The sequence below is a fragment of the Lishizhenia sp. genome, from assembly GCF_057456495.1.
On record NZ_JBVCPV010000094.1, the window covers coordinates 1 to 11304 of the forward strand.

At 37.3% G+C, this 11304-nt stretch carries 13 protein-coding genes; 12 read left to right on the forward strand and 1 reads right to left on the reverse strand.

Annotation, left to right across the window (positions count from 1 at the left end; genetic code table 11):
• From AC22ZQ_RS08155 to AC22ZQ_RS08210, 12 genes are all read left to right on the forward strand, one after another.
• On the forward strand, positions 1-233 hold a 233-nt coding region (locus tag AC22ZQ_RS08155), incomplete at its 5' end, for a hypothetical protein (RefSeq protein ID WP_318958288.1).
• A 65-nt stretch (positions 234-298) separates the two neighbouring features.
• Positions 299-1027: a sulfite exporter TauE/SafE family protein gene (locus AC22ZQ_RS08160; RefSeq protein WP_318958289.1), complete on the forward strand. Its 729-nt coding sequence runs from the start codon at positions 299-301 to the stop codon at positions 1025-1027.
• Positions 1028-1344: 317 nt separating this feature from the next.
• The gene (locus tag AC22ZQ_RS08165) at positions 1345-1953 is read left to right on the forward strand and encodes a 7-carboxy-7-deazaguanine synthase QueE (protein ID WP_318958290.1); all 609 of its coding nucleotides are present in this window, start codon (positions 1345-1347) and stop codon (positions 1951-1953) included.
• 5 nt (positions 1954-1958) lie between these two features.
• Entirely contained in the window at positions 1959-3947 is a 1989-nt protein-coding gene (locus AC22ZQ_RS08170) for an OmpA family protein (protein WP_318958291.1), read from the forward strand.
• On the forward strand, positions 3947-4891 hold the full coding sequence (locus tag AC22ZQ_RS08175) for a geranylgeranylglycerol-phosphate geranylgeranyltransferase (RefSeq protein ID WP_318958292.1): 945 nt from the start codon (positions 3947-3949) through the stop codon (positions 4889-4891). Before AC22ZQ_RS08170 ends, AC22ZQ_RS08175 begins: the two co-directional genes overlap by 1 nt.
• Before the next feature lie 4 nt (positions 4892-4895).
• Positions 4896-5555 (forward strand): hypothetical protein, encoded by a 660-nt coding sequence (locus tag AC22ZQ_RS08180; RefSeq protein ID WP_318958293.1) that lies wholly within the window; start codon positions 4896-4898, stop codon positions 5553-5555.
• A gap of 38 nt (positions 5556-5593) precedes the next feature.
• Positions 5594-6163, forward strand: coding sequence for a Maf family nucleotide pyrophosphatase (locus AC22ZQ_RS08185; RefSeq protein WP_318958294.1), 570 nt, complete (start codon positions 5594-5596; stop codon positions 6161-6163).
• Positions 6164-6351: 188 nt separating this feature from the next.
• Positions 6352-7701 carry an MFS transporter gene (locus tag AC22ZQ_RS08190; protein WP_318958295.1) on the forward strand — a complete coding sequence of 450 codons (1350 nt, stop codon included), beginning with the start codon at positions 6352-6354 and terminating at the stop codon, positions 7699-7701.
• A gap of 202 nt (positions 7702-7903) precedes the next feature.
• Positions 7904-8452: a bifunctional pyr operon transcriptional regulator/uracil phosphoribosyltransferase PyrR gene (pyrR, locus tag AC22ZQ_RS08195; RefSeq protein WP_090249133.1), complete on the forward strand. Its 549-nt coding sequence runs from the start codon at positions 7904-7906 to the stop codon at positions 8450-8452.
• A complete protein-coding gene (locus AC22ZQ_RS08200) occupies positions 8445-9374 on the forward strand; it encodes an aspartate carbamoyltransferase catalytic subunit (protein ID WP_318958296.1) in 930 nt (309 codons plus the stop codon). Before pyrR ends, AC22ZQ_RS08200 begins: the two co-directional genes overlap by 8 nt.
• Before the next feature lie 57 nt (positions 9375-9431).
• The gene (locus tag AC22ZQ_RS08205) at positions 9432-9773 is read left to right on the forward strand and encodes an STAS domain-containing protein (protein WP_318958297.1); all 342 of its coding nucleotides are present in this window, start codon (positions 9432-9434) and stop codon (positions 9771-9773) included.
• A 2-nt stretch (positions 9774-9775) separates the two neighbouring features.
• The gene (locus AC22ZQ_RS08210) at positions 9776-10693 is read left to right on the forward strand and encodes a ribonuclease Z (RefSeq protein WP_318958298.1); all 918 of its coding nucleotides are present in this window, start codon (positions 9776-9778) and stop codon (positions 10691-10693) included.
• A 6-nt stretch (positions 10694-10699) separates the two neighbouring features.
• Here the strand turns inward: AC22ZQ_RS08210 and AC22ZQ_RS08215 are convergent.
• Positions 10700-11304 (reverse strand): N-acetylmuramic acid 6-phosphate etherase (locus AC22ZQ_RS08215; RefSeq protein WP_318958299.1); only part of this gene is annotated, 605 nt, incomplete at its 5' end.

Below are 11304 nucleotides of genomic sequence, written 5' to 3' on the forward strand. Positions count from 1 at the left end.
ATAAGGTGGAGTTAAAAACGTTGAATACTAGCAAAGCTACTGTTTTCTATAAAACGGGGAAAAGCAAAAAGGACCTCCTCTTATCGAAATGGGATGCAAGAAACACTGTTTCAGAAAACTTTGAAGTGAAGGAAAATAGCTTTTATGAATTTCTTGTCGTATTCGATTACGAAAGTCCGCTTACGTGTATAGAAATGTTCGAAGTAAGTGAAGCCGCAAAAAACCTTGATTAAAAAATTAAGGTGTACTGCGTTTTTATGGTCCTTTCATATATCTTTAGAAAAACGAATATAAGGGAATGAAAGACCTCAACTTCATTTTTCTATTGCTTGCTCTTTTGGCCGAGATTATCGGAACCATAGGAGGCTTTGGATCTTCAGTATTCTTTGTTCCCATCGGTAATTTTTATTTCGATTATCATTCTGTACTTGGATTAACGGCGCTTTTTCACCTATCGAGTAACGTAAGTAAAATCTTTCTTTTTAGAAAAGGACTGGATAAAAAGCTACTGCTCAACATAGGCATTCCTTCAGTTATTTTTGTGATTGCTGGAGGACTCCTGTCCAAATATGTCGCTTCTACATATTTACAAGTCATACTGGGTATATTCTTGGTGGCCTTCAGTTTATTCTTCCTCATTCGAAGAAATTTTGCACTGGCAGCGAATAAGAAAAATGCGCTCATTGGAGGAAGTTTCTCAGGCCTATCTGCAGGTTTATTAGGAACAGGAGGAGCCATAAGGGGATTGACCATGGCAGCCTTCAACTTAGAAAAAAGCGTATTTATTGCCACCTCTGCCTTCATCGATTTCATGATAGACTTTTCTAGAACCTTTGTGTATTGGGGCAATGGATACATTCATCAACACGATTTAAAATATGTTCCATTTCTCTTTATTATTGGTGTTGCTGGTTCTTATATAGGAAAACGTATCCTACACCACATTCCCCAAAATAAATTCAGAATACTTTCTTTGAGCTTTGTACTTCTGATTGGTGTTATCACCTTGATTCAGCTCTACTTCTAAAGTTTTTTATTCCTATTTCTAGAAACACGCTAGAAATAGCTATGGATTGAAAATTATTTCTTTAGACTCTTTCCCCGCCTGGATAGTATGGATAGCCCGCAGTGCCGAGAACTTTGAAAAACAAGAAGTGCCTGCGACCAGAGGAAGCTGAGCAATTGTTGCTTTTTGAAAAGTTAGAGACACGAGGACTAGGAAGGATAGCCAGATCAGCGGCCTAAAAAGACATGTACACTTAATAACTCATACTTCATTAATTCTAAGCATTACCCTCAACTACTTGGGATTATTTCTATTTTTGAAGGATGCAAAAACAAGAGATGGAAGTAGTTAAAAGTTTTCCGGTGATGGAAGAGTTTTACACCATACAAGGTGAAGGTTCTTACAGTGGTAGAGCGGCTTACTTTGTGCGTTTGGGTGGTTGTGATGTAGGTTGTGTTTGGTGCGATGTAAAAGAAAGTTGGGATGCGGAAAAACATCCTGAAACTACCGTTACAGAACTTTTGGACAAAATTACTGCAACTAAAACCGACTTTGTGGTTATAACAGGTGGAGAGCCTGCTATGTATGACTTGACCTATTTTGTGGAAGAATTGCATAAACTTGGAATAGAAGTTGCCATAGAAACCTCTGGGTGTTACCCTTTGAAAGGGGATATTGATTGGTACTGTTTCTCTCCGAAAAAATTTAAAGCTCCAGTAGAAGATGCTTATGCCAAAGCCAAAGAGTTGAAGGTTGTGATTTTTAATAAATCTGACTTTAAATGGGCTGAAGATCATGCAGCAAAAGTGAACGGAGATTGTAAACTTTACCTACAACCCGAATGGAGCAAAGAGGCCAAAATGTTGCCTTTAATTATTGAATATGTAAAAGAAAATCCACAATGGAGAATTTCTTTACAAACGCATAAATACATGCAAATACCTTAGAATGTATGCTTAAGAATTTATTGATACTTACCTTACTTTTCGCTTTTACCTCTGCTTGTGGTACGGCTCAAATGCAATACAGTAGCAAGGATAAAAAGGCAATAAAACTATTTGAACAGGCCAGAACATCTCCGGCCAATGAACAAATTGAAAAACTTACCAAGGCCCTAGAGAGGGATCCTGACTTTTTAGAGGCGCATGATATGATTAGTCAAGTCTACGCCCAAAAAGGAGAATTTGAAAAAGCTGTTTACCACGAAAAGGAATTGCTGCGTATCAATCCAGCACAAAACTTTAATGGAACCCTTTACCTTTCCATCGCTCAAAAACAATTTGCTCTAGGCGAATATGAAGATGTTGTAAAATACACCGACATGGTAATTAATTACCCGCGTAGAACAGTTGCTGAAGCAGTGATGCAGGAAGCACACGAATTAAAAAAATCTGCGGTATTCTCCATTGAAGCGATAGAAAATGCACGTGCAATAACACCGATAAACATTGGTCCTGGAATTAACACAGAACACGATGAATACTTCCCGACGATTACCGTAGATGGGAAGACTTTGTTGTTTACACGTAAACTTCCGGCTAAAAGCATCATGGGCTTCCAAGAAGATTTCTTTGTTTCTCAATTGAGCGATAAGTTTATTTGGCAAAAAGCAGTTGCCATGCCCTCGAATATTAACTCTCCCTTAAACGAAGGTGCTCCTACCCTTTCATCGGATGGGAAATCTTTGGTTTTTGTGGCTTGTGAATCTCCAGCTGGAGTTAGAGATTATGGCCCGAACAAACAAGGCTATGGAAGGTGCGATTTATTCTACACCAAGCAAATTGGAAGCCAGTGGGTAGACCCCATTAATTTACCAGGTTATGCCAACACATCAAACTGGGAATCACAACCTTCTTTATCTTCTGATGGTAAAACATTGTACTTTGTTCGAAAATCAGGACGAGGGTATGAGGCCAATTCTGACATCTACGTTACCTACAAAGATGATCAGGGAAACTGGTCTAAAGCGGAGCGTTTACCAACAAATATCAACACTCCCTTCCAAGAAACATCAGTTTTGATTCACCCAGATGGTCAAACCCTTTACTTTGCATCTAATGGTCACCCAGGCTTAGGTGGTTCAGATATTTTCATGGCTAAAAAGAACCCTGATGAAACTTGGGGGAATCCAATCAATTTGGGATATCCTATCAATACTAAAGCCAATGAAAATTCATTACTGGTGAGTGCAGATGGAGAAATAGCGTTTTTTGCATCAGACCGTGAAGGTGGTCAGGGTGGTTTGGACATCTACTATTTCGAAATGCCTGAAGATTTAAGACCTACAAAGACATTATATTTTGAAGGATACGTGTACGATGATGTAACTGGGAATCCTTTACCGGGTAAGTTTGAGTTGATAGACATTGCCAACGATGAAGTGGTGATTACTGCTGAAGCTGATAAAGTAAATGGTGAGTTCTTGGTGGCCCTACCTACCGATAGAAAATATGCCTTAAACGTGAGTTATCCGGGATATGCCTTCTTCTCTAAAAGTTTCGATATGACTTCTGGAGAAGACAATGAAGGTGTACATATGGACGTGCCTATGCACCCGTTGGCGCAAGAAAATGCCATTGTTGAATTAGAGAATGTATTCTTCGATTTAAACAAAACTATACTCAGAAAAGAATCCTTTACGGAGTTGGATAAACTGTACAAACTTTTAGCAGAGAACACAAGCTTGAAAATAGAAATTGGTGGTCATACCGATACAAGAGGAGATGCGGAAGACAACCAAAAATTATCCGAAGGTAGAGCAAAAGCCGTTTACGATTATTTGGTAAACAAAGGTATTGCAGCAGAACGTCTTACTTTTAAAGGTTATGGGGAAACACAACCTAAAATTACTGATGAAGAAATTGCTAAATTAGCTACAGATAAAGAAAAAGAGGCTGCTCATCAACAAAACAGAAGAACCGAATATAAAATCATAAAATAATGCACTTTATTAAGCTATTGCGTCCGATTAACTTGCTCATTATAGCAGCTACCATGTTTGGTTTAGCAGCTTATTTTGATGCTTACTTTTTACGTTATGAAGGCGAAAGCTTGATCTTCAGTCACACCTTTATTTTATTGGTACTCTCAACCGTACTGATTGCTGGTGCAGGTAACATCATCAATGATTATTTTGATGTGGTAGCCGATAGAATTAACCGTCCAGAACGTTTAATAATTGATAAACACATCAAAAGAAGATGGGCCATTGTTTCACACTGGGTGATCAATGTTATCGCCTTTGGAATTGCCGTTTATTTAAGTATTTACTTTGCGTCTTTTTGGTATGTTTTCATTCATTTGGTGAGCATTAATGTTTTGTGGTTTTATTCGAGCTATTTTAAAAGAACCAAAGTTTTGGGAAATGTATTGATTGCATTGTTAACCGCATTGGTTCCTTTTTTAGTTGGAATATTTTACCAACATCAATTATCAGGAAACCATCCTTTCATCTACCCTTTTGAACCTTTGGGAGATACGCATTACTTGATTTTATATATGGCAATGACCCTTGGTTTCTTTGCCTTCTTTTTGAATTTGGCCAGAGAAATCATCAAAGACATTGAAGACAAAGAGGGAGATAAAGAGCTACATGCACATACTTTACCTTTAACAGTATCTACTAAAAAAACGAAACTAATCAGCACTTTCATTTTGTTGATCCCTGCATTTTTCTCATGTGCACTTTACTTTATTCTAGCAGATATACGCATTAAATTCATCGATGTTGTGCCCCTTTTAATTTCTGCCTTCTTTGTGATATTGAGTATCCTTTGGTTGTGGAAATCGAGTCAAAAAGCCAACTACCACACCACTCATCTGTTAATTAAAGTAGCCATGATCTCTGGCTTACTAACACCATTTTATTGGTTAATTATAGCTTAAAAAAATGAAGTTAAATTGTCCAGAATGTAAATCTGAAATTGCCACAGAAAATCTAAACGTACTAACAGATGTTGCTCTTTGTACGACATGTCAAAATGTATTTATAATCTCTGAAAACGTACAGGATTCAACAACTTTAGGTTTTGATATAAATGATAGTCCAAAAGGTACTTGGCTAAAAAATGATTTCAACCAAACCGTTTTGGGAGCATCAACTAGATCCCCAATTGCTTTTTTCTTGGTTCCTTTTATGCTTGTTTGGACAGGTGGATCCATAGGTACCGTTTACGGTTATCAATTGATTAATGGAGAATTTGACCTACAACAATCACTATTTGGGATACCTTTCATAATTGGTGCAATTATTTTTTGGAGCCTTACCCTCATGACTATTTGGGGTAAAGTTGAAATTACACTGAATAATGAAGGAGGTAAAGTATTTACAGGAGTTGGGAATATTGGTCTTGTAAAAAAGTTTTCATGGAAGGAAGTTCAAACAATAAATGAACAAACTACTAATTTCAGATATCCAGGGAGTCAAGGAAATCGACTTGTAATGGAAGGTTCAAAAAGAATTACCTTTGGATCTAGTTTAAAATCTGAGAAACTGTTTTACCTAAAAAAGGCACTTCAAGTTTTAAAACAACAAAATCAGTGGAAATAATCCCTGTGTACATAGAAGGATAATTAATTTAAACTATCATGCGCAACAACATCAAAATTATCATAGGTTCAAAATCTCCTCGTCGTCAACAATTAATTAGCGGTTTAGGCTTAGACTTTGAGGTAAGAACAAAGGAAGTGGAAGAAATTTATCCTGAAGATTTACCTGCGCATGAGGTAGCTGAGTTTTTGAGTAAATTAAAGTCAGCACCTTTATTAGACACTTTAAAGGAGGGCGAAGTTTTACTAACTTCAGACACCACTGTCATCATCAACAACACTGTATTAGGCAAACCCAAAGATTTAGAAGAAGCCAAAGCAATGATCGCTTCTTTGAGCAATAACGATCATGAGGTAGTTACTGGTGTATGTTTGAGCAGCAAAGAAAAACAAGTCAGTTTTTGTGTAAGTACACGCGTATTTTTTAATGCATTGAGTCAAGAAGAAATAGACTACTACGTAGAAAAATTCCAACCCTTGGACAAGGCGGGAGCTTATGGCATCCAAGAATGGATAGGTCAGATAGGTGTTCAAAAAATAGAAGGTTCTTACTACAATGTCGTAGGTTTACCCATCGCCAGAGTCTGGGCTGAATTGAAGAATTTTTAAATTAAAACTCCTAATTGTTGCTTATCTCGATGACCTGTTGTCGTTTATTGCAATTTGAAGGATTTGTCTCTGCACTGCGCTCCGCTCGATAACCTTGATTGCAACTGAAGAATATTACTCCTCTTCCACATTCACTTTTCTCCTCATTACTCAAAACTATTATATTTAGCACCTTATAAATCTAGTATATGCAAAAAGGAGATAAGAAAACAATACGTGGTTGGGTATTTTACGATTGGGCCAACTCTGTATACAATTTAGTAATCTCAAGTGCCATCTTTCCTATTTTCTATAGCAATGTTACCAAAAACAAATATTTGGAACGTTTTCCGGATAGAGAGGAATTGTTACCCAATGAAAAGGTAATGGTAGACTTCTTTGGAATGGAGGTAGAAAATCAATTGTTGATTACCTACATTTTGAGTTTTTCTTTTTTGGTAGTTTCTGTACTATCCCCTTTTCTTTCTGGTATTGCCGATGTGGTAGGTAGTAAAAAGCGATTTCTTCAATTCTTCTGTTACCTCGGTTCTTTTGCATGTATGGGGCTTTACTTTTTCAGCGAAAACATATCCATTGGTATGATTTCCATCTTCCTGGCCAGTATAGGTTTCTGGAATTCATTGGTTTTCTACAACGCTTACTTACCTGAGATTGCTGAACCCAAAGATCACGACAAAATTTCTGCAAAAGGTTTCTCCATGGGGTATTTTGGAGCAATGATATTATTGGTTCTTTCCTTATTCATGATCATGTCATCGGATGAAACTAATGGACTTTACAATGCTTCTATCGCATCTTGGTGGAGGGTTGAATACTCTTTCATCGGTGTAGGAATATGGTGGTTAGGTTTTAGTCAAATTACATTTAGAGCACTCCCTCACAATGTTTACAATCGTAAAAAAGAGAAAGGTTATATCTGGAAAGGATTCAAAGAATTGAAAGCAGTTTTCCAAGAATTCAGAAAAACAAAAAGATTAAAAAGATTCCTTATGTCCTTTTTCTTCTTCAATACTGGAGTGCAAACGGTAATGCTTATGGCTGTTTACTTTGCTAAAGAAGAAATTGAATGGGGTCCAGGCGGTGGAGATACAGGTTTAATAGTTTCTATTCTACTTATTCAAATTTTAGCTGCAGTAGGAGCCTTTGTGATGTCTAGAACCTCTTCCCTTTTAGGAAATATCAATACACTTAAAATCGTGGTAGCGCTATGGTTTATTTTATGTGTTGTAGCCTATTATATCACAACACCTGTTGAATTCTATTTGTTAGCTGCAGGGGTTGGTTTAGTGATGGGAGGTGTTCAAGCTTTAGCGCGTTCTACTTACTCTAAATTTTTACCCGATACAAAAGACCACGCTTCCTACTTTTCTTTCTACGATTCTACAGAGAAAATTGGTATCGTTTTAGGAACCTTCTTCTGGGGATTGGTTTACGGTATTACGGGAGATTTAAGAGACTCTGTAATTTCTATTACCATCTTCTTTGCTTTGGGTATGATTTTATTATTTTTTGTTCCGCAAAAAGAGAAAGAAGCATAAAGGCTAAAAAAAAGCTTGTTAAGATTTAAGTAGTAAGGATTAACACTTCGGGTATCTCGACTCCGATCGATAACCTCTTGTTGATTTTTTTAGTTATTAAAATTAATTTTCAGGATTTAAAGGTTCGCGAGCGAAGTCGAGTGACAAATTTTTAAATAAAATTGAACTCATTTTTGGAGCGAATAAACTATATTTGTCCCCAATGGAAAAGCAAGTCATTCTCAATTCTAAGCATTTCGAATTAACGCTTAACAGACTTTGTTATCAACTCATTGAAAGTCATAACGATTTCTCAAATTCTGTATTAATTGGACTTCAGCCAAGAGGCGTGAAAGTTCTGGATAGATTAAAAGCGATGTTAGAAAATATCACAGGGCATTCTATTGCTTGTGGTACCCTAGACATTACTTTTTACCGAGATGATTTTAGGAGAAGAGAAAGACCCCCCATCCCAAGTGCTACCAATATCGACTTCAGCATAGAGAACAAGCGTATCGTATTAATCGATGATGTTTTGTATACAGGAAGAACGATCAGATCTGGTTTAGATGCCCTTTTGGCTTTTGGTAGACCAAGTGAAGTTGAACTGCTTACATTAGTTGACAGAAGATTCAAACGTCATTTACCCATACAAGCGGATTATGTTGGTAAGACGGTTGACACCCTTATTTCTGAGCGTGTTTCTGTTGAATGGAAAGAGATAGAAGGAGAAGATAAAGTAGTACTATATACACCGAACAATAATGGATAATCTTAGTGTAGACCATCTTACTGGAATAAAAGACTTAACCCCTCGTGATATTGAAATCATATTCGAAACGGCGGATAGTTTTAAGGAAGTGATCAACAGACCGATCAAAAAAGTTCCTTCATTAAGAGATATTACGATTGCCAATTTATTTTTTGAAAACTCAACGCGTACGCGACTTTCTTTTGAGTTGGCTGAAAAGAGATTATCTGCAGATGTAGTAAACTTTAGTGCGGCATCATCTTCTGTAAAGAAGGGTGAAACTCTAGTAGATACAGTAAATAACATCTTGTCTATGAAAGTAGACATGGTAGTGATGCGTCACCCCAACCCAGGTGCTGCAAAATTCTTATCAGAAAGAATAGATGCACGTGTAGTAAACGCTGGAGACGGAACACACGAACACCCAACACAAGCTTTATTAGACTCTTATTCAATCAGAGAAAAACTAGGAAGCGTTGCCGGTAAAAAAGTAGTTATTGTAGGTGATATTTTACACTCGCGTGTAGCATTATCTAACATCTACGCTTTACAAAAGCAAGGAGCTGAAGTTATGGTATGTGGACCAACTACTCTTATCCCAAAATACATTGGAGAATTAGGTGTAAAAGTAGAACACAACTTGCGCAAGGCTTTAGAATGGTGTGATGTAGCCAATATGTTGCGTATTCAATTGGAAAGACAAGACATCAAGTACTTCCCATCATTGAGAGAGTACACGATGTTATTCGGATTAAACAAAGAACTTTTAGATTCTCTATCTAAAGAAATTGTTGTGATGCACCCAGGTCCTATCAACAGAGGAGTTGAGATTACATCAGATGTTGCGGATAGCAAGCAATCTATCATTTTAAACCAGGTAGAAAATGGTGTAGCTGTACGTATGGCTGTAATTTACTTATTAGCTTCAAAAATTGAACGTTAAAAATTGAATCTTCACTAATTAAGAAATTTATTACATTTACCGAAAGCTAAAACAAATATGAACTTCGAAACTGCAGAGTTTGATAACTATTCCGTAATTACCGCTAAGGTAGATAAATTGAATGCCAGCAATGCGCCAGAATTGAAAAGCGTATTGGTTAAAATCAATAACGACAGTGTGAACAACATGATCATTGATTTAAGCGCTACAAAATACTGTGATTCTTCAGGTTTAACGGCTATTCTTACCGCTAACAGATTATGTAAAAACGGTAGTGGTCAGTTCATCCTTTGTGGATTAAACGATGCTGTGAAGAAAATGATTGCCATAGCTCAATTGGATAGAGTATTTACTATCGTAGATAATTTACCAGAAGCTCAAATTAAAATAAACGCATAAGTTTGACGCGCTTTGAAGTAACCGTTTTGGGCTCAGGAGCTGCAATTCCTACCCTAGAAAGAGGCGCTACTTCACACTACGTAAACTGCAACGAACGCCACATACTGATCGACTGTGGTGAAGGAACGCAACTTCAAATGCGTAAATTCAAAGTTCGTTTACAAAAAATCAGTCATATCTGTATTAGTCACCTCCACGGTGATCATTTCTTTGGTTTAGTAGGCTACTTGTCTACACTACAATTACTTGGAAGAAATGAAGGTTTGACAATTTACGGTCCAGAAGGATTGGAGCAAATTATCAAGCAGCAATTAGAAATCGGTGGTGCTCACCTTAATTTCAACATAAAGTTTGTCATCACTAACCCCAAAGAATCAGAATTACTTTTCGAAGATAAATTGATAGAGCTACACTCTATTCCTTTAAAACACAAAGTTCCAACTACTGGATTCTTGATTAAAGAAAAACCGAAGGAAAGAAATTTAATCAAGGAAGAATTCGATAAAACAGGATTAAGCGTTGCCTACATTTCTAAGTTAAGACAAGGGAAAGATGTAGAAAAAGAAGATGGAAGTATCGTTCGTGCAAAAGATGTGACTTTACCGCCTAAACGCACACGATCCTATGCTTTTTGTTCAGACACAGCTTACAAAGAAGACATCATTCCTTTGATCAAAGGCGTGGATTTATTGTACCATGAAGCTACCTTTACCAAAGACAAAATTGAACGCGCCAAGGCTACCAAACACTCTACCGCAGAACAAGCAGCCACAATAGCAAAAATGGCCGAGGTAAGGAAATTGATCATCGGGCATTTATCAGCTCGTTACAAAACCGTTGAAAAACACACCGAAGAGGCACAAGCTATTTTTGAAAAGACCCAGGTGGTAAATGACGGGGATCACTTCTTCATTTATTAAATCACCCTACACTCCAGTTTTACCCGCTTCAGTAGCCTTTCTTACAGACCCATGCTTTAACAACAACGCTTTGGCCGCATCATAATCTATAGCTAAATTGTTCGCAACCATTCTAGCTCCACGGTCAACAAGCTTTACATTACTCAACTGCATATCCACCATCTTGTTCCCCTTAACATGACCTAACTTTATCATTACAGCAGTAGAAATCATGTTCAAGACCATTTTCTGAGCTGTTCCGGACTTCATACGCGTACTACCAGTTACAAACTCTGGTCCTACCACAGGCACCAAAGCATGCTCTACAACTTCAGTCAGTTTACTGTTTGGGTTACACGTTATACCTGCAGTAATTGCACCTAACTCTCTTGCTTTATTAATCCCTCCAATAACATAAGGAGTAGATCCCGAAGCAGCTATCCCTACCAAGGTATCTTGCGCTGTAAAATTATTCTCCTGTAAATCTTTCCAAGCTTGATTAACATCATCTTCGGCAAATTCAACAGCTTTACGTATGGCAGCATCTCCTCCAGCAATCAAACCAATAACAGTATTAAAGTCAACACCAAAGGTAGGCGGACACTCCGAAGCATCCACAACGCCTAACCTAC

Bases quoted from the DNA above. Each gene is read 5' to 3' on its own strand.
- AC22ZQ_RS08160 (WP_318958289.1), top strand. From the start codon at position 299: ATGAAAGACCTCAACTTCATTTTTCTATTGCTTGCTCTTTTGGCCGAG.
- AC22ZQ_RS08165 (WP_318958290.1), top strand. From the start codon at position 1,345: ATGGAAGTAGTTAAAAGTTTTCCGGTGATGGAAGAGTTTTACACCATA.
- AC22ZQ_RS08170 (WP_318958291.1), top strand. From the start codon at position 1,959: ATGCTTAAGAATTTATTGATACTTACCTTACTTTTCGCTTTTACCTCT.
- AC22ZQ_RS08175 (WP_318958292.1), top strand. From the start codon at position 3,947: ATGCACTTTATTAAGCTATTGCGTCCGATTAACTTGCTCATTATAGCA.
- AC22ZQ_RS08180 (WP_318958293.1), top strand. From the start codon at position 4,896: ATGAAGTTAAATTGTCCAGAATGTAAATCTGAAATTGCCACAGAAAAT.
- AC22ZQ_RS08185 (WP_318958294.1), top strand. From the start codon at position 5,594: ATGCGCAACAACATCAAAATTATCATAGGTTCAAAATCTCCTCGTCGT.
- AC22ZQ_RS08190 (WP_318958295.1), top strand. From the start codon at position 6,352: ATGCAAAAAGGAGATAAGAAAACAATACGTGGTTGGGTATTTTACGAT.
- pyrR (WP_090249133.1), top strand. From the start codon at position 7,904: ATGGAAAAGCAAGTCATTCTCAATTCTAAGCATTTCGAATTAACGCTT.
- AC22ZQ_RS08200 (WP_318958296.1), top strand. From the start codon at position 8,445: ATGGATAATCTTAGTGTAGACCATCTTACTGGAATAAAAGACTTAACC.
- AC22ZQ_RS08205 (WP_318958297.1), top strand. From the start codon at position 9,432: ATGAACTTCGAAACTGCAGAGTTTGATAACTATTCCGTAATTACCGCT.